This window comes from Yersinia alsatica, from assembly GCF_902170305.1.
Lineage (GTDB): Bacteria > Pseudomonadota > Gammaproteobacteria > Enterobacterales > Enterobacteriaceae > Yersinia > Yersinia alsatica.
This window is the reverse complement of record NZ_CABHWW010000011.1, coordinates 224538-246315: the sequence shown is the minus strand read 5'-3', so window position 1 is coordinate 246315 and position 21778 is coordinate 224538. Positions and strand designations below refer to the sequence as shown.

Below are 21778 nucleotides of genomic sequence, written 5' to 3'. Positions count from 1 at the left end.
CATATTTTGCACAAGAATGTCCGCTCCTCGCTCTTAGCTGACCCAGCACCTCGCTTGGTGCAGGAGCCGACGTTGCCTACTTCACGTTATGCTAATCAAAATTGAACATTTTGAGGGGAATTATAAGGTTGAAGTTTGTTCCCTTTCAAAAAAGGCTTTCGGCATGAGTAAAATGGTACGTAAGAATTATCCTGAGGTAGGTGAAGTGAAGGCTCCCTACGGTTGATTTGTCAGCAGCAGCTCAGCGTATAGTGATAAATTAGACTAATCATCTATTGATGTAGGAGAAATAATGTCTTTTGAACAAGCACCTCAACTTCAAACAGATCGCTTGATATTGAAGCAGTTTACACTCGATGATTTTCCTGCACTGAAGGCATCCTGGGACACACCTGAAATGGCAAAAATTAATGGTGGCGAAAATCCTTCAGCTGAAATGGTCTGGACCCGTTTACTCCGTTACATCGGACATTGGCATGCGTTAGGTTATGGGTACTGGGCAGTATTTGAGAAAGCTACAAATCGTTATGTTGGTTCGTTTGGTTTTCAGAATGCACATCGCGATTGCACACCTGAACTGAAATATCCTGAAGCTGGATGGTCTTTAATTTCGAAAGCCCGTGGCAAAGGTTATGCAACTGAAGCACTGGCCGAAATTTTACTTTGGGCCGACAATAATTTTTCTTCTCCAATATGCTGCATTATTGATGATGAAAATGAGCGTTCAAATTATTTGGCAGAGCGTTTTGGTTTCCAGTTTCAAACTTATGCTTCCTATCGTAGTAAGCAGGTAAGATTGTTGGTCCGTCGGTGAACTCTAAATTAGTGTTTTTAAATAGCCAACAGCCACTAACCTATACCCTGTTGGCTAACAACGTCTGGAACGACACCCTGATCAAAACTATCTTGGCAATTTATCGACAGATCTAACGTCTGCTCCTCGCTCATAGGAGACGTCGTTCCATACTGCAGGCTGGTCAGTGCCAATACCGGACATTGCGAGCATCGCGGTGTATTAAATAACAGGGAGCAGCTCAACTGGACCTGCATGAATAATTTCACGCAGGAATAGCACTGACATAATTGCTTGTTCTTATGCCAAATCAAACATCGTCCGGTGATTGAATGTTTTACTGCATACTCTTCTTTGCTGACAGGAGTACAAGAATGATTGATCACACCGGATTCAGCGTCACCAATCTTGAAGACAGTAAACTGTTTTACACGCGTGTTCTGGCAAGCCTTGGTCATATTGCCCGGCTTGAAATCCCGGATAAAGCGGTAGGTTTTGGTCCTGCAAGGCCCGATGAAGGGGCAGATCCGGGAGGTGCGTTCTGGATCACTCGGGGCACGCCCTCCACGCCCCGGATGCATCTTGCCTTCAGTGCAAAAAACAAAGAGGAAGTGGACGCATTTCACTCTACCGCCCTCCGGGTCGGTGGAAAAGATAATGGTGCGCCGGGATACCGGCCTCAGTATCACCACGGATATTACGCCGCGTTTATCCTTGATCCTGACGGGTACAATATTGAAGCGGTTTACCACGAAACACGATAATGATTAGCAGCACGGAAGTGTCAAGGTTACCCTTGGTTATGCATCTTTTATAAAAGAACATTTCTATTTAGGTGTGAATAAAAAGTGTAAGCCAATTGATGAGCTTGACATTACTGCAATAGTCTCAGGGAAGCTTCACATCATTTACTGTACTTTCACTCTGAGCTGACACTCTGTGCCTGCTGGTTGGGGGCGTGAAGCGGACGTTACAAATCCGCCAACCACCGCCTCAGTACATTTCTTATGGTGGGAACACAAGCCAGGTAATAGTCTTCAACATTTCGTTCCACAACGAAGCATTCATTATTTCTCTCATTATAGTGGGTTCGTTCACTATGAGGAGATAGTCATGATTGCAGTACTTTTTGAAGCAGATGCTGTTCCAAAACATCAGGCAAGGTATTTACAACTTGCGGGTGAACTTCGACCTGAGCTCGATAATGTAAAAGGATTCATTTCAATCGAACGCTTTCAGAGCCTGAGTACCGAGGGCAAAATTCTCTCACTTTCATGGTGGGAAAACGAAGAAGCAGTACTCGAATGGAAAAAAAACATGCGGCATCAGGCGGCGCAAAAAGAGGGACAGCAAACAATCTTTGCCCATTACAGAATAAGAGTCGCACATGTCTTGCGCGAATATTCATCAGAAAACAGGAGTGGCCCGAATGTATGATATTCATGTCGTTTTTAACAACTTGCCGGGTGGCCTTGCGTTGTTGGGGACTACGCTTGGTCAGTACGGAATTGGGCTTGAAGGAGGCGGAGTCTTTGCTATAGACCAACAAAGCCACGCTCATTTTCTGGTTGAAGATGGAGAAGGGGCTTGTACGGCTCTGGCTAAGGTTGGCTTACATGTTGAAAAGGTCACGAAACCACTTATCAGAAAGCTCAAGCAAGAACGCCCTGGTGAGTTAGGCGAGATAGCTGATGTGCTCGCACGTCACAACATCAATATTGTTGTGCAATACAGTGATCATAGTAATCAATTGATTCTTTTAACTGACAATGATGAACTGGCAGCTCAGGTCACCCACAAATGGGATGTTTCCACACAGTGAGGCTTCTTAAGGCGCCCCTGCCTTCCGATGACGCAGATTGTCTCGAACAATCTATGTCCAATATAGCGACTGCAATTGCTGACCCTTCCCGGGTCAGTATTCTTTGCGCCCTGATGGATGGCAGGGCATGGACGGCAACGGAATTAAGCGCTGTTGCTGACATTGCGCCCTCAACAGCAAGTGCTCATTTGGCAAAACTCCTACAAAACAAGCTGGTGAGTTGTTTGTCTCAGGGGCGTCATCGTTATTACAGACTCTCAGGACAAGACATTGCTGCATTACTTGAAACCTTGATGGGGGTTTCAATGAAATCAGAGCCAAAGTTGAATACCAGAACTCCGGCACATTTGCGCAAGGCGAGAACTTGTTATGATCACCTGGCGGGTGAAGTCGCTGTAGGAATATATGATTTTATGGTCGAGCAGAAGTGGTTACTCACTGATCGTGATTCGTTGTCGTCCATTGGAATCAGGAAGTTTCAGGAGCTTGGCATAAATTGTATTCCTCAAACCAGGCGCAAGTGTGCATGTGGCTGTCTGGACTGGAGTGAGCGTAGGTATCATCTTGGCGGAAGCGCTGGTGCGGTGTTGCTGGAAACATTCGAGCAAAAAAAATGGATATCCAGAGTAAGCGGTTATAGGGAAGTTGTGTTCACCAACAGCGGGGAAAAAGCGCTTAACTACTTCTTTGATCTGACAGTGTAATTTTTGTAAACGAAAACAGTGGCTTGTTTCCCGTATTTTAGAACACGAGGATTAAATATACCGTCGTCAGTTGTGGAAAACTGCGAACTTCCGCTCCTCGCTCATAGCAGTCCAAAAGCACGGTTGCTGGCAGCTTTGTGCCAAGAGCGGAAGCTGGAGTGCCAGAGGCCCTCTAAAAATTGATGGTTCGTTTGCAGGGATACATACAGCCGTACTGGCTCAAGTAGGCTCTCGACCAAGCTATACCGGGGCGGTTAAGCTCAGAATCTGGATGAAGTAAAGGATCCAGATGCGGATCCAATACCATTTTGACTTCCTATGTAGCAGGTGAAATGGTCAGTTCCAGTATTCATATTTCGCCGTCATTACGGCGTTATGTTTGTCCACATACTGTTTACCTGTCCGATCAGTTGGGGTGATTGTGATATCCATATTGGCGCGTGTGCATTCTCCATGTGAGTTCCACTCCTCGCAAGTGGTCAGATTTTTTTCGATGGTGAAATACGTCTGGGTCTTGCTCAGGGTCAACTCACGGCCCTCGTTATCATAGCCATACTCTTCTATGGTTGAGGGTGATTGGGTTTTGATCAGGCGATGATTACCATCATAACTATATACAATCGTATTATTATCTATCGCCATACTTCCTTTGCTTGCCGCGCTTACCAGTAATCCTGATGAATTGAAGTCGTAGCCGATTGTGCCTACTACGGTTTTATCTTTATCTTCCGGTTTTGTGGCCTCGATAACCGAACGATTAACTGCACGGCTGATAATTCCTTTATCGTTAAGCAGGTAAATTCCCTCAAGAGTCTGCCGATATGCCTGCGTGGTTTTCTGACTGTTTTTATCGGCTATGACCCCGTTTGAGTCCATCTGGATGCGCCAGCCAAATTCCGTTTTATTCAACTGAATTTCAGAGGTTGCAGTGAAAACTGCTTTCTGGCCTGTTGAGGTTTTGACCTCTTTCATACGGCCGCCAATTAACTCACCGCATTGACTGAAGTTGCTTTGAACTGATGTGCGAAGATACCCATCAGGACTATCAATAGTGATTGATACAGATTTGGGAATTTCAGTTCTTGTCGGCTGGCTCAGAAGGATGAAGTTGTTCAGTTTGTTTTTAGCAAAGATTTCCGCAGTGCATTGTGCTGCATAAGCCTGAAATGTGCAGAGGGATAAGAGAGTAATTAACAGTTTTTTATTATTGAATGACATTATTTGTTGTCCTCATGAACCGATCAGTTATCCAGATTTGGTTAAGTTGGCGAAGTTTTGTTTCATTGGCTGCTTGTCTGGTTTGACTCACTTGTCAATCAGTGGCTTCACTGTAATCTGGCTACATGCTTTGTACAATAAGGTCCGCTCTTCGCTCATAGCTGACCCTTCAGCCTTTCCTTCGGCGACTTGGTGCTATAGGCAGACGTTTCTAACCTCATGATGTATCAATAGTGTGGAGTAGAGTTATCCGCGTGAATAACGTTTGCCAGTTAAATAATTGTCACGTGCTGTCGATACTTCTTTTTCAAAACAAAGGCAACTGGGATGCATAGATGAACACTCTCTTACCGAAATATCTGGCGATGGTCAGTGCTACACTGTTACTCACGGCCTGCTGAAATGATGCTATCACTTCCAGCCAACCCCATCGCGATCAACTGCAGCTGATCCACTCAGCTAAGGTTGTTTTCACGTATAGCCTTTAATCCGGCAAGAGAAAAAAGTTTAAAATGCGCTGTCAGCGCTTTCGTTTGCATCGCGACGATTTCCTGTACCGGTCCAGGCATACGATTACCCGCCACCATCAGCATCATGCACGGTGCAACTACACTCAGCATGCAGGGGAGCAGGCGGGGATCATCTTCTGAAAGTCCAGCGGCTTCACCGACGATCTGTCTTACCGACTGAATCTTTCTTGTGCCTTCAACATTAATAAAATCCGAGAGTTGCGCAGAAGGAGACAGCATCTCACGCGCAAACACTCTTCCGTGCCAGTCATCTGGGTTGCTCAGTTTTGCCAGAAACGTTTCTAAGAAAGTGCCTAATTTATCTTCTGCGGATAGCTCTGATGCAGCCAGTTGGGCAAGTTGATCTCCATCTAGGTAATGGTGATGAGCAAGCGTCAGAACAGCGAGATATAACCCGTCGCGACCACCAAAGTGATAGTTGATCGCGGCCAGGTCAACACTGGCTTTTTTGGCAATCTCTTTGTTGCTCGTTTGCGCGAATCCTTTTTCTGCGATCAGCTCTCCTGCTGCTTCAAGGATGCTTTCCCGGGTGATATCCCCATCGCTTCGGCGTGCTCTGCTCATAATTCACAACGTCCAGATAAGATAATTCGATAAGAAGGGTTTATTATTACACAACTAAAGTTTAAATTTAATTTAAACTAAGACTCTCAGGGACATCAGGACACTACTCTTATGAATAAAAAAATCATCGCTGGGGCTGTCGTGGTCGCTCTCATCATTGCTGCGGTCGCTTTTTGGCTGATTAGTCGAAACGATGGAGATAAGAGTCAGTTAACGCTACATGGAAATGTCGATATTCGCCAGGTATCACTGGCATTTGAAGATAGCGGCCGTATCAGCACGCTCACTGTCGATGAAGGCGATCAGGTTCGCGCCGGACAGGTTGTCGCAACACTGGATACCCGGGCGCTCAAAATTCAGGAGCAACAGGCTCTGGCACAGCTCGATGCCCAGAAGCAAACGGTGCGTGAACAGCAGGCTGGGGCGCGTCCTGAAGAATTGGCACAGGCCCGGGCGCAGTTGTCTTCGGCACAAGCGCAGTTACAGAAAGCGAGCGAAGACTTCAGTCGCATTCAGCGTATTTCCGCCAGTACAGGTGGAAAGGGGGTCAGTAAACAGGAACTGGACACGGCTCGTAGCAATCTTCGTATTGCCGAGGCCAGCGTGAAAGAGCGTCAGGCAAGCCTGACGCTGATGGAGAAAGGGGTACGCTCAGAGCAACGTGAAGCATCAATTGCGCAGGTTCGTGCTACCGAGGCACAGCTGGCATTGATGCAATATCATCTCTCACAGGCAGAATTACGCTCTCCCGTTGATGCCATTGTACGGGCACGCCTTCAGGAGCCAGGTGATATAACTGGCCCACAAAAAGCGGTGTACACTCTGGCGCTTAGCCAGCCGAAATGGGTGCGCGTGTGGTTGAACGAGAGCAATTTGGGCCGTGTGAAATCGGGTATGCCAGCAAAGGTTTTCACCGATACGTTTCCAGATAAACCGGTCACCGGCAAAATCGGGTTTATCTCCTCGGTGGCAGAGTTCACGCCAAAATCCGTCCAGACCGAGGATCTGCGAACCAACCTGGTGTATGAAGTCCGTATCGTCGTTGACGACCCGACTAACGTTTTGCGTATGGGTCAACCCGCCACGGTAACCATCAATACTCAGCCAGAGAATCAGCGCGATGCCGGTAACTGATAATCAGGATGTCGTCATTGCCCGTGACTTGGTGCGCCTGTTTCCTGGTGTCACCAAAAAGGCTCCCGAAACGCGAGCACTTGATGGACTGAGCCTCAATATCCGCGCGGGTGAGTTAACTGCGTTGGTTGGCCCCGATGGTGCGGGTAAAACCACTTTTCAGCGGCTTATTGCCGGTCTCTATGAACCCAGTTCCGGTAGCCTGACCGTGTTGGGTACAGATGTGACCGCCGATCCTCAATCAGTGCAAAATCGCATCAGCTACATGCCACAGCGATTTGGGTTGTATGAGGATCTCAGCGTGCAGGAAAATCTCGATTTGTACGCTGATTTGCATGGTGTTCCCTCGCAGGTCAGGCAGGAACGCTTCGAGCGACTGCTGTCGATAACCGATTTGTCCCGCTTTACGGCACGTCCAGCCGGAAAGCTGTCTGGCGGTATGAAGCAAAAGCTGGGGCTGGCCTGCACGCTGGTGCGTTCACCTGAGTTGCTGCTGCTTGATGAGCCGAGTGTCGGGGTTGATCCGCTGTCTCGTCGTGACTTGTGGAAAATCATCGAACAGCTGGTTCAGGATGAAAAGCTGAGCGTGATCATCAGCACTGCCTACATGGATGAAGCCGAGCGCTGCGCGCAAATTTACGTTATGAATCACGGCAAAGTCCTCGCCGCGGGTAAACCTGAAATGCTGCGTCAGAAGGCCGCAGGCAGGACATGGCTGGCCGTTCCTGCGCAAGGCACGAAATCACGTATTTTACAGGCCCATCTGCTCGAAAAGCGCGATGCCATTGCTGACGCCGTACCAAAAGGTGATGCCGTCCGCTTTATCTGCCTGTCACCCGATGATAAAGCTACGCCGCATGAGGTCAATGCCACTCCCAGGGAGGCAGAACTGGAAGATGGTTTCATGTTGCTGCTGCATCAGGCGCAACAGCATGATTCGACTACGCCTGCTGGGCCGGTAAAGGCGGAAATGGTCTCAGCACAAAGCAGTAGCAATGATAGTGACAAACCTGTCATCGTCGTGAAAGACCTAGTGCGAAAATTTGGTGATTTCACCGCGGTGGCGAACACCTCTTTTGACGTCAAACGCGGCGAAATTTTCGGTCTGTTGGGCCCGAATGGCGCGGGGAAAACAACCACCTTCCGTATGCTGTGTGGATTGCTGCCTGCGACCAGCGGGCAACTGGAAGTCGCCGGGATGAACCTGCGTACGGCACGGGCGAAAGCGCGCGCCCGTATTGGCTACGTCTCGCAGAAGTTTGCCCTTTACGGCAATCTCAGTGTGCGGGACAACCTGACGTTCTTTGGTGGGGCGTATGGCTTATCCGGTGAAAAGCTCAACCGCCAGATAGAGGCTTCTCTGAAGCAATTTGAACTGAGCCCGGATGCCATTAGCGGCGAACTACCTGGAGGATTCAAACAGCGTTTATCCATGGCAGTAGCTTTGTTGCATGAACCGGAAATTGTTTTTCTCGATGAGCCAACCAGCGGTATCGATCCACTGGCGCGGCGTCTGTTCTGGTACACCATCGGTGAGCTGGCGAATAAGGGCATCACCATTATCGTCACCACGCACTTTATGGAAGAAGCCGAATATTGCGACAGGATAGCGATTCAGGATGCGGGAAAATTGCTGGCGCTGGGAACCCCGAAAGAAGTCCGCCAGCTCGCAGGGCTGGATCATACCGCAGATATGAATACCGCTTTCATTGCCATCGTCGAAAATTCCCGCGCGCAGGCGGCGAAAAAGGAGCACAGCAATGAATGAGTCTACGTTCCTTCGTCGTTTGATCTCGCTGACCCGCAAAGAAACCCGCCAGTTGGTACGCGATAAAAGCAACCTCGCGGTCGGGTTTCTGCTGCCCATTATACTGATTCTGTTGTTTGGTTACGGCGTATCTTTTGACCTGAGCACAGCGCGTGTCGCGGTGGTGCAGGAGCAACATACCGCCCAGAGTCATCAGGTGATTATCGCATTGCAGGGCAGCCGTTATCTCTCCGTGCAGGAGTATCCGAGCCTCGTTGCGGCGCTGGCAGCGCTTCAAAAGGGTGAGACGGATGCGATCGTGCGTATTCCTTCCGATTATGCCGAAAACGCAGCGTCGGGAAAGGGCAAGTTGCAGGTACTGCTCAACGGAGCCGTCACCAGCGTCGCCTCTGCGGCACAGAGTTATATCACCGGCGCATTAGGTATTCAGGCGGCGATTGACTCTGACAGACAAAACCTCGCGTCAACGACGGGAACGGTATCCATTGAACAACGCATGTGGTTCAACGAAGCGGGTATCAGTACCTGGTTTATTGTGCCAGGGATCCTTGTGCTTATTCTGACACTGATTGGCGCTTTCCTGACCGGATTACTGATTGCTCGTGAACGCGAGCGGGGAACGCTGGAGGCCTTGTTTGTCACACCCGTTCGCCCGCTGGAACTGGTGCTGGCCAAACTTGCCCCGTATATGGTGATTGGCGCGGTCGATCTCGTTATTTGCCTGCTTGCCGCGCATTATCTGTTTGCGATCCCAATCAGAGGCTCTCTCTTTGCCATTATTACATCTTCACTACTGTATTTGCTGGTTTCGCTGGGGATGGGGCTGGCCATATCGGGCTTCGCGCCAAGCCAGTTTTTAGCAAGCCAGATTGCACTGATTGCGAGCTTTATGCCTGCGATGATGCTCTCTGGTTTTGTGTTTGATATCCGCAACTTACCGATAGTCGTTCAGGTTGTTAGCCAGATTTTACCCGCTACCCATTTCATGTCACTTATCAAGACGCTGTTTCTTGGCGGCGACGATTGGTCGATGTTTTTCCGCCAGTGCGGCATCCTGCTAATCTATGCGGTTATCCTGATTAATGCCTCACGGCTTTCCCTTCGCAAACGGCTGAGGTAGCGCATGATATCTGAACTCCAACAATGGCTGCGGCACATCAGCTTTCTGATAAGAAAAGAAATCCTGACCATCGTTAAAGAACCCGCCAACAGAGTGATCCTGATTGCTCCCGTTTTTATGCAGGCATTACTGTTCGGCTATGCCGCCACATACGATGTTAACCACGTTGATTATGCCGTACTGGATCAAAGCCGTGGTCAGGCCTCAACACAAATTATTTCGCATCTGGACGGGACTGGCGTATTTAATCGAACCGCCACGTTGACGTCGGCGTCGCAAATTCAGCAGGTAGTGATGGACGGAAAAGCCCTGATGGTGCTGACATTCCCGCCTGATTTTGAAAGTAAGCTAAACCAGGGACAGACGTCACCGTTGCAGGTGATCCTCGATGGCCGTAATTCCTCCACCGCAGGTGCGGCAGCAGGATATATCAGCGCGGTGGTCAACGACTTTAACCAGCGCAGGACAGGCAACCTTTCACCGATAAATGTTGAGGTTCGCGCCTGGTATAACCCCAATCTTGAATCCAGATGGGGACTGATGCCCACACTGATTGCGGCAATCAGTATGATGCAAACGCTGTTGTTGTCGGCACTTTCGGTCGCAAGAGAACGGGAGCAGGGGACCTTTGACCAACTACTGGTCACACCTTTTACACCCATGCAGTTGCTGATTGGCAAAGCCATTCCGCCAGTGTTGGTTGGACTGGTACAGTCGACCATCATCCTGTTGGTCATATTATTCTGGTTCCAGATCCCAATGAACGGGTCGCTGTTTCTTCTCTATTTCGGGCTGCTCAGTTTCAATATTGCCGCGGTCGGCTTGGGGCTGTCGATTTCAGCCGTTTCCATCAACATGCAGCAGGCCATGCTCTACACCTTCTTACTCATCATGCCGTTGATGTTGCTTTCCGGATTACTGACGCCGGTGCAAACCATGCCAGCGGTACTTGATACCCTGACATATGCCAACCCACTGCGTTTTGCCATTGACCTCGTGCGGCGGGTCTATCTCGAAGGTGCCGGGTTTAGCGACGTCGCCTTTGATTTTATTCCCATGATAGCGATGGCAGTCATCACCATGCCGTTGGCCGCGTGGCTGTTTCGCAACCGACTTTACTGATGCAGGAATCCAGATGAATAACCGTTTTTCCTTTTTCAATCGTCATGCATTATCCGCGCTGGCGGCAATGACTGCACTGACCCTCATCAGTGGTTGTACAGTCGGTCCGGATTTCAAAAAACCAAAGGCAGATGCACCAACAGACTGGACAACCTGGCGCAGCGGTGATGCCGAGTTGCACTCGCTACCGGGAGGGAGCGCCGTTTCAGATAACCAGTGGTGGAAACGCTATAACGACCCCGTACTTGACGCACTGGTGACGAAAGCCTTATCGGCAAGCCCCGATATCCGTACAGCAACGTTGCGGTTTGCCAGCGCCCGTGCCCAGCAGCAGATAACCTCGTCGCAGCAAACGCCAACGGTGAACGCCACGGGCAGTGCCACCCGAACCCAGCAAAGCGAAAACGCTCCCTCGACACGCGCACTGAAAGAAGCGCTGCCGAACCCGGATGAACTTATCACTCTGATGGCAGCACCATCGAACTGGTATCAGGGCGGACTGGATTTCTCATGGGAGATCGATTTGTGGGGGCACGTGCGTCGCGCGATAGAAGCCTCTGACGCCGATGTCCAATCCCAGCAAGCGATGCTGGAGATGGCAAGGCTAAGTATTGTCGGTGATGTGGTGAATAACTACTTCAATCTACGCGGCATTCAGCAGCAAATCGTGCTCGCCAAACAGGATGAAAAAGCACTGGATGAACGCCTGTCTCTGATTCAGGCGCGCACAGAAGGCGGAGAACTGGATGAAATCAGTCAGGAAAGACAACGCAGCGAACTGGCTGCTACCCGGGCGAATCTGATCGACCTTCAGGCGCAGGAAGGTGTGGCGATGAACCAGCTCCTGTTGCTGTTGGACGAACGTCCTGGCGCGCTACAACAACAGTTGCAATATCACGCAGATACCCTTAAATCAGACAAATTGCCGCCACTGCAAATGGGGATCCCGTCCGAAGTGGCGCGTAACCGACCTGATATTCGAGCAGCAGAAGCAAAGCTGCATTCGGCAACGGCACGTATTGGTGTCGCCGAGGCTGAGCTTTATCCGAGCATCACATTGGGCGCTCGTATTGGTATGGATACTTACAGCGCGGATAATTTCACGGAGTGGGGCAGCCGCAGTTGGTCAGTAGGGCCTAGTCTGAATCTGCCGCTGTTTGACCGAGGTCGCCGTAAAGCGACGGTGGTTTTACGGGAAACTGATCAGCAGCAGGCTGCAGTCGATTATCACAAAACAGTTCTAAAGGCGTGGCAGGAAATTGATGATGCCTTGAGTCGTTATGCAGCGGCGCAGCAAAAACTCATTGAGCAACAAACCCGCGCAGACAGTGCCGGACAAGCACTGAAGCTAATCCAGGCACGCTACGATGGCGGACTCAGCAATTTTATCGATGTGCTGGATGCGCAGCGCAGCAATATCCAGGCAAGGCAGGCGTTGGCCATGAGCCAACGAGATGTCATGACGGCATGGGCGGCAGTAAATCGCGCGGTGGGTAATTATCCCCGCTGATTAACATTCGGGTTTGTAAACCATCAAGATTTCGTTCTTAGCTGCCAACAATCGCGGCTGCGAGCGCCTTTGTGCCAAAAACAGAAGTTGGTGCTATCGTCATCCGGTCGAGGTAAGTGGTGCGTAAAGAGCAACATTGTAAGATTCATTGATTTGGTAAGTGAAACAATGGCGGGTAATCTACCCACCATACATGTACCTAGTTACTGAAAGATTTTGACTGTCCTTGCCAGCCTGTAGTACGCAGAAATTGCTCCCAGGTCAAAGTCTGGGGGTTAATTTTCCGGCTCCATAGCAAATCACGATTTTTATGGTAATAACCATATTCAAATGCGTATTCAGCCATGCCCACAATTTCTGCCGTTAAGCCATCTATGCCTGAGTATGACGGGAAATGGTGCAATAATTCCTGGAGGGTGATGGCTGGACGGTACTGCGCTTTTATCCCCGTCACACGAGTGAATGTTTCGACCATTTCTCGAGGCGAAAGAATTTCGCCAATAACCGGCAACGAACAACCTGCGTATTTATCTTGATTATCAAAAATTTTCAGCACTGCCGGGCCGGTTGCCGTCAGCGGGTCAACAAAAGGCGCACAGAAATCTTCGGGTAAATAGAGAGGGAAAATTAATGTGTCACCCTCCTGATACGGCGGATAATACTCCATTAAATTCGTATAAAAGAACCCCATATAAACAAACGAACTCTTGATTGGCAGCGTGCGAATATATTCCTCAACTTGCGCTTTATCCGTGAAATGTGGCACCCATTTTTTGCCTTCGGTAATTTTATCCACATTCTCAAGGCTGGTAAAAACCAGATGCTGCACACCCGCTTCCACCGCAGCATCGGCAATCTCCTGTCCTAATTCTCTTTCGTGCGTTAGGGCGAGTGGCGCGTCTGGCGTGATACCTGGAGTCATCATAAATACCCCGTTAGCGCCTTTAAAAGCCTCAATGAACTCCGCTTTGTGGCCGAGTGAAAGGGGGACCTGAATCAGTTCCGCGCCCAAATTTATCAGTTCTTTCGCTTCCGGTGAGCTGACACGACGAGTTAATCCGCGAACACGATAACGATGGCTTTCCAGCAATGAGCGTACAACGCTGCGCCCCTGTTTGCTGAGTGCGCCGACCACGGTGATGAGAGGTTTGGTATTCACTTGCATAATTTTATTCCTGACTTTTTTGATATTGAGCTTGAATTATCAGAAGCGGTGAGGGATAAGTAAAATCGATTGTTTTATATTTAGGAATCCACCATATGGATACCACAAAGCTTGATCTAAACCTGTTACTCACACTTGAAGCATTGCTTGCTGAACAAAATGTGACAAAAGCGGCAGTGCGATTGCACCTTAGCCAGCCTGCTGTCAGCGCCCAGTTAAATCGTCTGCGAGAAATGTTTGATGACCCATTATTGCTCCCTGCAAGGCGAGGAATGACGCCAACAGATAAAGCCCTTGAGCTGTTGATTCCGCTGCGCGAATCACTGGAGAAACTACGCCACACGCTATATTCACATCAGAATTTTTATCCTGAACGGGCCAACCTGACAGTGACTATTGCCTGCACTGACTACATCCAGGCAGCTGTGATCATGCCGCTGGTGCTTGCTCTGCGAAAAAAAGCGCCGGGAGTGCGTATCGCTGTCCGGCATCTCGATATGGCACAGTTAGACCAGCAGTTAGCTCGCAGCGAGGTGGATCTTGTCTTTGCTTCTCATGATTCCTTTCACACGCAGCTACGAACCCGCTACCTGTTTGATGAAAGTTATGTACTGATTGGACGACATGACCACCCTGCACTTAAAACTAATCTGTCACTGGAAGAATTTGTGAAACTGGAGCACGTCATCGTCTCACCCTCAGGGGGCAGTTTTACTACGCCGATTGACGACGCACTTAAAGCATTCGGGCATAAACGTAACGTGGTGATGTCGGCAGCTTCATTTTTATTTCTTCCTGAAATTGTTAAGAAAAGTGACCTTGTTGCGCTTATTCCCCGACGTTTAGTGCAAGCACACTCGGGACTACTCAGTGTCACAGAACTACCTTGGCTTGCCGAACAATTTGATATTTGTCTGATCTGGCACGAACGCAGCCACAGTCACGCTGGGCATCGCTGGGTGAGAGAGTTGATCATTGAAATGAATGGCTGAGAAATGTCCGTTTTTCGCTCATAGCTGACGAGGTGGATTTCTGTCGATGAGTTCATGTCAGCAGCGGACATTGGTAAGGATAATCACAAGGGAGGCAGGGTTAAAATAGTCAAACGGATAAGCAGCCTGAGGCTATTTATTAAGGGGCTGAGTGATTGAATGAATTATCTGCACGTTAAGAGCGGGCGAAATTACCAATAACCCAAGGCAGTCATAAGAAACCAAGTAGCAAAACCGATCATCCAGGTACCTGCGACGATATACATAAAAACGTTAACATAGAATCCCAAGTCCCCACGGTAATAGTAATCTTTTATAGAGGAACCTTTTCTCGGTTCAATAATAACACCTGTCTGAAACCCTCTAATACCATGCAGTAACACCCAGATCGCCGTAGCGTACATTACGCACACAAGGCCAATCGTTTCTAATTCCATGTTAATTCTCTGCCAACGACAGGATCGTCTACCGGGGTGGGTCAGTCCAATATGACAGCCTGTTTCACGTTTTTAGCCAACGGACAGAAACCACCAGAAGCAAAAAGCCCGCTCAGGTTTCCCTGAGCGGGCTTCTCTAATATGGCTCCTCTGACTGGACTCGAACCAGTGACATACGGATTAACAGTCCGCCGTTCTACCGACTGAACTACAGAGGAATCGTGTGAACGAGGCGAATAATAGCGGGGGTGCTGGTGTTTGTCAAAGTAGAAAAACACTAAAAATGCGCGTTTGCTGAGAGAATGAGCTTATTGGCTTGTTTTTCAGCAAACTTGTCTATTTTCCCGCGATTTATCCCACTGATTGTATACCCATTGACAGAAAGTTATTGGCTGAGCAGCAAAAGATTGCTGCGTGTTACGGTGTCACTTTCACTAACTGACTGTTTTTAACTTGATTCCCGGCATCGTCAAAGTAGACGTAATCCACTGTCAGTTCGCCACTGAGTGATGTTGGCTGCTGTTCAAATTGATATTGGCGTTCTGAGAATGGAGAAACCATCATGTCCATTTGTTGGGCGATGGCATAGTTTTGCGGTGGATGGTTTTGTTGTCGGTTTTGTAGTTGAATTTGGCCGAATGAAACATGGTATGGCGAGGGATTTTTAGCGACGAGAACATATTTTTTATCTTGTTTGTGTAGGGTAAAACTCACTTTTTTCATCGCTTCCAATGGTTTTGGCGTCAGACCCGCAGGGCGATAGAAAATTTTCATCTGCGTATTCATCGCCATGGCAACTTGCGCATAGGCATCGTCATTGCGCCGCGATTTGGGTGGGATTTCATAAAGGTTAAGCCAATAGACCGACTCTCGGTCGGTGGGCAGATTGTCACCTTTATTGATGATCCGCAGCCCCTGAGCGGCTCCCGGTTGCATCTTAAATACCGCTGGTAATACCATAAAAGGGGCTTTGGCTTGATCCGGTGTGCTGTCGACATCACCATCATCAACCCAGGTTTGTACCACTACCGGGTAATCATTGGTATTCGCCAGCATCAGAGTGCGCTCCCTCGACTCAGGCTGATAAATCATCCGTGTTGCTCCGGCGACCAGACCGGCGATGGCCTGTTGATGGATGCTGAACATCAGTAACAATAGGCAAAGATATCTCATTGTATTTTCACCAGAACATAAGCAGTGGCATCCACCTTGCCAGCGGTAGGTGTGCCATTAGGCAGCTTTTTTAATGTAGCGGTGAAGTTGTGTGAATAGTTGTTGAAGCCCGCGGCACTGCTGCCTGTACCAGTAGCCCCGGTGAGCACAGGATACCAACCGGCACTGGCGGTGGAAGCACAATCCTTGACACACCCACCCCAGCCAACAAAGTTCATGGCACCTCCGCTGCTATCACTCAAGCTGATGCCGACGCCGGTGGCAATACGGCTGTCAGTCCCATAATGGTCAGAAAGTAAGTAGCTCACGCCGCCAGCAGAATTGACCAGCCCTAAACCTTGAGCTTTTAGGTATCCGGGTAATGAGGTTTGGATGCCGAGGGCGGTTTGTCCACTATTAACCCCTGATTCCGCACCTGCCTGGCATTCGATATCGACAGTGATATTGACGCTACGGGTTTGATTATCAATAAGTTCATTAACAGTGATAATCGGGAAAACGACATAGGGCGTGACATTGCGAACGACGCAGGTATTTTTACGCGTCAGGATGGAAACTGGCGAGGTATTCATGCCAAATGCCATATAGCGGCCTGTTCCCCAGGTTTGGTAATTGGTGGCGGAGTCATAGCCGGTTTCGGGCACGGGCATGCCGGGGCCTTTGAAAACCACATAGCCATTAGGTTGATTGCAGGTATAGCTGCCGGAGTAGTTATCAGCTGCCGGCCCAGGGCAGCCCCAAGTCGCAGGGCCAGGGGTGCGATCGACTGAGCCCACTTTTTTCAATTCGGCACGAATCTGGCTGAAGTGCTTGCCTTTAATCTGAATTTTATTGCCGGCGACGTCGTATTTCCGTAGCGGAACTTGCTGCCAAATACGGGTGAATTCGATACCTGAATCAACATGAATCAGTTTCAGCGCGGTAAAAGGAAAGAAAGTCTGAAAAAAGTTATCGCCCATATTGGTATAGCCGCCGACATTGCTGTCACCGTTCGTGGCGAAGACTTCGAATAAGCTGTCTTTATCAGCCAAGTCGCATTCATAGATGACGGCTTCAGGATCTGACCAAAAGCGGGCAGGGACCAAACTAATCATGCTGGAGGCCAGAATTGAATCAACCGGCTGAATGTAATCGCTAGTTATATTGATATTGCCCAGTTGCAATGAGGCACCATAGTTATCACCACCAATATTGGCACCTTTCCAAACACATTGTGCATAGCTGGGTAAAGCAATAGCGAGCAATCCGAGGGATAAAAATAGTTGTAATCCTCGCCAGAGCAGGGGTCGGCGAGGGGATAGATTAGCGCTGTGGTGAGTAATCGAATTCATACTTTTTCTCTGATTCAATGCTGGGTAACGACACACAAGGCATCGAGTTTATAGAGCTCTCTATCGTTATTGGGCTTGCCTAAATCGTAATCCAAATGGCAACGTTCGTTGGCCGCATCCCCCCAAACTAAAAGAAGGGTGCCGCGCGGTTTTTCAGCGCGTAAATACGCCTGACTGGCTTGGCCGACCATACCAACCTCGCGATTTTGGTGACTATCACCACTCTCGTTATCCGCTTTGCTTTCGGGGTTATAAACCAAGGTTCCCATCGGCAGTTGGCTGCCATCAGCCAGTTTGACGCTAATTAATAGCGGATATCCGCTAAGGGTTCTAAAGGTCACTTTCACCGCAGAGCCAGCATAGGGGGCAATTTGCCGCTCACCATCTTGAAGCTCGGTATTGAAATCCATGCCATCAGGATCGAGGGTAATGGTGTTGTAGCGGTAAGGGGTCAGCGTCGGCACCAAGGCATAACCATTGCCGTCAATCTTCGCCCCTTGTCCATACATCACTTTGGCACCACTGGCCCCTTTGGCTTCTACCAGCGCAAAAGTATCACTCAGGTATGGGCCTAATGTGGCGCCGCCACTATGAAATGCGACCGAGCCACGAGCACTGGCTGAACCTTGCCAGTAACCCGGGCTGCGCGATGCACTGCCACTCAGACTGGTCGTTGGTAGCTGTTTTTGCAGGCTGCCACTAAAGGTGTTTTCTTTGGTTTGCTCACTGCGCGCAAAATCCATGCTGTAGCTGGCAGACTGGTCATCGCCCATCACGCCGGATAACGAGGTCTGATAGCTAGCCCCACTGACTTTGCTATTGACAGCACCAGCGGAGACATAAGGTGCCTGCGGGCTCCCTCCCAGCGGGAATGAAATGGACATCTGCACCACGGTTTCATTGGTGGCGAACATATTTGCCCCGTTTGCTGCGGGCATACCACTGCCGGGGTCGACAAAGTAAGTTTCATTTATGCCCCCGGTTTTTTGCTGTGATACCGCCAAATTGAAACTGGTGTTATGCCATAGCGTATTGGCATAACCCAGTTGCAACTGAGTGTCACGTTTGCGGTCATTACGGTAGTCTTGCGAAGAGGCAGTTAAATACAGCGACCCATAGTTGTTGAAGTTCTGATTAAGGGATATTTCAGCGCGACTGCGTTGTTTATAGGTGCCGGAGTTCCACGCTTTGCCATTGCTGGCTGCCCGTATACCTAAAACATCACTTAAATCACGGTAACCTTCGGTTGAATAACGATAACCGGCTACAGATAACGTGGTATTGGTGGTTTCAAATGTGCGGCTAAATGAGGCGCGCGCCATCCAGCCACTTTGTTGCTCATCGTCGGGTAAACGGGCATTGGAGTAAGTGGCATCCAGACCTAAAGCGCCAATATAGTGGGTGAATACCCCACCCAGCATGACAGCCTGATAGCCGGATGCCAGACGCAAACCGCTATTTGCGGTAATGGCGTTGCTGATCCCTCGTTGATAGGTCAGCTCGCTGAATACCTCGTGGCTCCCCAGATCGCGCACCTGTCCCGCTGCAAAGCTATAGCGAGAATAGCCGGGGCGTAATGATTCAGGGACAGAGGAAAATGGCACCTGAAAAGTACTTAAACTGCCGTCTGCTTCCTGAATTTCTACGGTTAAATCACCACCAAAATTGGTGGCAGACAAGTCATTAAACTCAAAAGGGCCGGGTGAGACGGTGCTTTGGTAAATTGACCGGTTATTTTGATATACCGTAACTTTGGCATTGGTTCTGGCAATACCCCGGACCACGGGAGCATAACCGCGTTGCGATTCCGGCAGCATGCGGTCATCGGTGGACAATGCCACACCGCTAAAGCCTAAGCTCGAAAAAAACTGGCCGGAGCTGAATGTCTCACCGACCGTAACTTCACTGCCAATCGTCGGCAGAGCACGTTGACTGTACAGCCGATTCGAGGTCCAGTTTGCGCCTCGGGTATCGTCGTAGCGCAGAGAACCCTGCTGACGAAAGCGCCACATGCCGGCATTGATGCCATTGTTCAAGCTCAGATAACTTGAGTTGGTTGTGCGTTTAATGCCATCTTTGTTATAGCCGACATGATATTGGTTCAGATTGTAATTACTAAAACCAATAGTCTCTCCCGCGGTGAGATTGCGTGGGTCGACATAGCCGCGCGGCAGCTTTTTAACAAACAGTTGCGGGATCGACAAATCAAAACGTAGCTTGGCATAATCGAAGCGGTAATCACTGGCGGGTAGTAGCGCTTTAAAATCCAGACAGTTATCGTCGTGATCGACTTTTTCCAGCGCATCTTCTCTAACACCGGCCTGCAACAGTTGCGAAACCGATAAGCAGGGAACAACCGCATCATTTTTTACGATAAACAGCAGTTCGACGCGATCGACAAACTTGTTGTTCATAAAGAGATCAACTTGGTATTTACCGGCTTCATAACTGTCTTTTTTATTAAAGCGGGAGATAGAACCTAAGCCGAGTGATGAACCACGTAATAACGCATCCTCAAACACATATTCGTCTTGATTGCTCTCATCCGCCGCCGACACGATATGGCTGACTAATAGGCCGTGGGTCAGGAGACAGAGAAAACCAGGAGAAAACCTCACTGGTTATCCCTGTGTCTGGGCACACTTTGGCTTATCATCGCGGTAACATTACAACGAATAATTGAAGGAGATATTGGTGCCATAGTCATTAACCACATTCAGTGTCAACAGCTCACCTTTCTTGGCTTTAACACCCGCGGGTAAGGCTAAATCAGTCGTTGAATTGGGGGCAAACATTTCGCTGGTCGCAAATGAAATGGTCTTCCCATCACTCAATAACTTGGCATCACGTAGACTGATATAGTAACTGGTAGGGTTATGAATTTTGATTTTATCGCCATTAACACTATCAAGTGTGACGTGGATTTTTTCACCCAATGTATCGACATTTTCTTTTAATGCGGCGGGGCGATAAAAGACTTTCAGCCGATTATTGACGATCAGAACCAGTTTGTTTTCAGATTGCGTGTCAGCTTTTTTTAATGCGGGGATCTGTAGGAAATTCAGATAGAAAACGGACTCCCTATCTTTGGGTAAATTTTTCTCAATATAGGATAAACGCACTACCTGCCCACTGTTTGCTTCCATGCGAAATATCTGCGGCGTCAATGTGAAAGGGACATCGCTTTTTGATGGCGAAGACTGATTATTACCATCATCCATCCATAATTGAACCAGGTTAGGGTGGTCGTCTTTATTACTCAGTTGCAGTACTTTTTCCCTGGTGCCTTCAGAATAAATGATACGAGTCCCTGTCATGACAACACTGGCTTTCGCCCATATGGGTACGCCGCTAAGGAGCAGCAACGAGCAGGCGATAATTTTGTGGGCAGTCAGTGTCATAGCGCTTACATATCCTTGGTTTTTCTGGTTTGTATCGGCTCCGTTACCGGGTGGCCAACGTATTCATGAAACTGTTCGAATTTCACGAATAGTCAGGGATAAGTGATCGCATACTGAGCTGAAGCAATAACGCTCCCCGCTGTCGCGCGACCTTCTTCCGTAATATATTGCGCTGCCAGATCCTGAGAGGCTGATGTCGCGCCCGCGGCCAGCGTAATGCCCGGCACGGCAACACTGCCCCCAGACATGCGAATTGGCGCGCCGTTAGTATCAAGCAACTGAATTGCAACGTTTTGTGCTGTGCCTACATTGCCCAGATTACCCGCAGACGTCACATTCATCCCTTGAAAAACCGAGCTGATTTTGGTGTCTTGGATGGCAATGTTGCAACCGGTGAGATTGATGGTGAAATTGGTTTTACCGGCGACCGAATTGACTTGATTCAGGTTACTGGTAGAGACGGTTGGTAATAAAACCACAGGTGTGTTGGCTGTGCCATTAATATCAACCATGCAAGTCTGTTCAGCCACTTCTCCCTGAAACTTGATAGTATTATTTGAGGTCGCTGCCAACACCACACCCGGTAGGGTAAGTAGTACCAGCGCCATTAGAGTTTTTCCCATGTAATTCCCACTTAAATTTATGATTTATATTTTTGCAAACGAAGATCATAAGCATTCAACAAAATGAGCGATCATTAAGCCAAATATGATCATCCGTTATTTATATTGACTATCTGGTTTCAGGACGGGGGTAGTGTAAGGGGAAATAGAAAAGGACAGAATGAGAGGCGTCTTTATTTTATGACTGAAATTTCCCACAAAAGATGTAGGAACTTATCCTGTAAAAATAAGGTGGAATTATAAAATCTTTTTATTTCAATTGGTTGTGGTGTATTTGGTTGGCTAATTATGTTTTTGTTGTCAAAAATAAATATTGAGAAATTAAGGGGGGAACCCGCCAGAATATCTGACGAGCTTTCTGTGACCCTATT

General features: G+C 48.8%; 20 protein-coding genes and 1 tRNA gene. 11 read left to right on the top strand and 10 right to left on the bottom strand.

Features of this window, described 5'->3' with window-relative positions; genetic code table 11:
• Nucleotides 1-292 precede the first annotated feature (292 nt).
• The 5 genes from FTA96_RS07885 (at nucleotide 293) to FTA96_RS07865 (ending at nucleotide 3319) form a co-directional block, all read left to right on the top strand.
• Nucleotides 293-814, top strand: a complete 522-nt coding sequence (locus tag FTA96_RS07885) for a GNAT family N-acetyltransferase (RefSeq protein ID WP_050098439.1) — start codon at nucleotides 293-295, stop codon at nucleotides 812-814.
• A gap of 353 nt (nucleotides 815-1167) precedes the next feature.
• Nucleotides 1168-1557: a VOC family protein gene (locus FTA96_RS07880; protein WP_050106755.1), complete on the top strand. Its 390-nt coding sequence runs from the start codon at nucleotides 1168-1170 to the stop codon at nucleotides 1555-1557.
• 349 nt (nucleotides 1558-1906) lie between these two features.
• Nucleotides 1907-2230, top strand: coding sequence for an antibiotic biosynthesis monooxygenase family protein (locus FTA96_RS07875; protein WP_050121846.1), 324 nt, complete (start codon nucleotides 1907-1909; stop codon nucleotides 2228-2230).
• On the top strand, nucleotides 2223-2615 hold the full coding sequence (locus tag FTA96_RS07870) for an amino acid-binding protein (protein ID WP_046050479.1): 393 nt from the start codon (nucleotides 2223-2225) through the stop codon (nucleotides 2613-2615). Before FTA96_RS07875 ends, FTA96_RS07870 begins: the two co-directional genes overlap by 8 nt.
• A gap of 53 nt (nucleotides 2616-2668) precedes the next feature.
• A complete protein-coding gene (locus tag FTA96_RS07865; protein WP_145573547.1) occupies nucleotides 2669-3319 on the top strand; it encodes an ArsR/SmtB family transcription factor in 651 nt (216 codons plus the stop codon).
• Nucleotides 3320-3655: 336 nt separating this feature from the next.
• Here the strand turns inward: FTA96_RS07865 and FTA96_RS07860 are convergent, their stop codons facing one another.
• Nucleotides 3656-4537, bottom strand: coding sequence for a hypothetical protein (locus tag FTA96_RS07860; RefSeq protein ID WP_134957943.1), 882 nt, complete (start codon nucleotides 4535-4537; stop codon nucleotides 3656-3658).
• Between the two features lie 455 nt (nucleotides 4538-4992).
• Entirely contained in the window at nucleotides 4993-5631 is a 639-nt protein-coding gene (locus tag FTA96_RS23685; RefSeq protein ID WP_050121849.1) for a TetR/AcrR family transcriptional regulator, read from the bottom strand.
• Between the two features lie 111 nt (nucleotides 5632-5742).
• Between FTA96_RS23685 and FTA96_RS07850 the strand changes: the two genes are divergently transcribed.
• Genes FTA96_RS07850 through FTA96_RS07830 form a run of 5 tightly spaced genes read left to right on the top strand, consistent with a single transcriptional unit; the run spans nucleotide 5743 to nucleotide 12285 of the window.
• On the top strand, nucleotides 5743-6765 hold the full coding sequence (locus FTA96_RS07850; protein ID WP_050121850.1) for an HlyD family efflux transporter periplasmic adaptor subunit: 1023 nt from the start codon (nucleotides 5743-5745) through the stop codon (nucleotides 6763-6765).
• A complete protein-coding gene (locus tag FTA96_RS07845; protein ID WP_145573545.1) occupies nucleotides 6752-8533 on the top strand; it encodes an ATP-binding cassette domain-containing protein in 1782 nt (593 codons plus the stop codon). Before FTA96_RS07850 ends, FTA96_RS07845 begins: the two co-directional genes overlap by 14 nt.
• Nucleotides 8526-9653, top strand: coding sequence for an ABC transporter permease (locus tag FTA96_RS07840; RefSeq protein WP_145573543.1), 1128 nt, complete (start codon nucleotides 8526-8528; stop codon nucleotides 9651-9653). The genes FTA96_RS07845 and FTA96_RS07840 overlap by 8 nt, the downstream gene beginning before the upstream one ends.
• 3 nt (nucleotides 9654-9656) lie before the next feature.
• Nucleotides 9657-10775, top strand: coding sequence for an ABC transporter permease (locus FTA96_RS07835; RefSeq protein ID WP_050106750.1), 1119 nt, complete (start codon nucleotides 9657-9659; stop codon nucleotides 10773-10775).
• Nucleotides 10776-10788: 13 nt separating this feature from the next.
• Nucleotides 10789-12285, top strand: coding sequence for an efflux transporter outer membrane subunit (locus FTA96_RS07830; protein ID WP_050106749.1), 1497 nt, complete (start codon nucleotides 10789-10791; stop codon nucleotides 12283-12285).
• Between the two features lie 199 nt (nucleotides 12286-12484).
• Here FTA96_RS07830 and FTA96_RS07825 read toward each other — a convergent pair whose 3' ends face one another.
• Nucleotides 12485-13450: an NmrA/HSCARG family protein gene (locus FTA96_RS07825; RefSeq protein ID WP_145573541.1), complete on the bottom strand. Its 966-nt coding sequence runs from the start codon at nucleotides 13448-13450 to the stop codon at nucleotides 12485-12487.
• Nucleotides 13451-13545: 95 nt separating this feature from the next.
• Here FTA96_RS07825 and FTA96_RS07820 point away from each other — a divergent pair, with 95 nt between their 5' ends.
• Nucleotides 13546-14442 carry a LysR family transcriptional regulator gene (locus FTA96_RS07820; protein WP_050145226.1) on the top strand — a complete coding sequence of 299 codons (897 nt, stop codon included), beginning with the start codon at nucleotides 13546-13548 and terminating at the stop codon, nucleotides 14440-14442.
• Between the two features lie 191 nt (nucleotides 14443-14633).
• Here the strand turns inward: FTA96_RS07820 and FTA96_RS07815 are convergent, their stop codons facing one another.
• From FTA96_RS07815 to FTA96_RS07785, 7 genes are all read right to left on the bottom strand, one after another.
• Nucleotides 14634-14879, bottom strand: a complete 246-nt coding sequence (locus tag FTA96_RS07815) for a hypothetical protein (protein WP_050134684.1) — start codon at nucleotides 14877-14879, stop codon at nucleotides 14634-14636.
• 142 nt (nucleotides 14880-15021) lie between these two features.
• Nucleotides 15022-15097 (bottom strand) — tRNA-Asn (locus FTA96_RS07810).
• Between the two features lie 199 nt (nucleotides 15098-15296).
• Nucleotides 15297-16052, bottom strand: a complete 756-nt coding sequence (locus FTA96_RS07805; RefSeq protein WP_145573539.1) for a fimbrial biogenesis chaperone — start codon at nucleotides 16050-16052, stop codon at nucleotides 15297-15299.
• The gene (locus tag FTA96_RS07800; RefSeq protein WP_235897445.1) at nucleotides 16049-17383 is read right to left on the bottom strand and encodes a fimbrial protein; all 1335 of its coding nucleotides are present in this window, start codon (nucleotides 17381-17383) and stop codon (nucleotides 16049-16051) included. The genes FTA96_RS07805 and FTA96_RS07800 overlap by 4 nt, the downstream gene beginning before the upstream one ends.
• A 14-nt stretch (nucleotides 17384-17397) precedes the next feature.
• Nucleotides 17398-20001 (bottom strand): fimbria/pilus outer membrane usher protein, encoded by a 2604-nt coding sequence (locus FTA96_RS07795; RefSeq protein WP_145573537.1) that lies wholly within the window; start codon nucleotides 19999-20001, stop codon nucleotides 17398-17400.
• Nucleotides 20002-20049: 48 nt separating this feature from the next.
• The gene (locus tag FTA96_RS07790) at nucleotides 20050-20784 is read right to left on the bottom strand and encodes a fimbrial biogenesis chaperone (RefSeq protein WP_050121863.1); all 735 of its coding nucleotides are present in this window, start codon (nucleotides 20782-20784) and stop codon (nucleotides 20050-20052) included.
• 92 nt (nucleotides 20785-20876) lie between these two features.
• Nucleotides 20877-21407 (bottom strand): fimbrial protein, encoded by a 531-nt coding sequence (locus FTA96_RS07785; RefSeq protein ID WP_050106743.1) that lies wholly within the window; start codon nucleotides 21405-21407, stop codon nucleotides 20877-20879.
• Nucleotides 21408-21778: the final 371 nt, after the last annotated feature.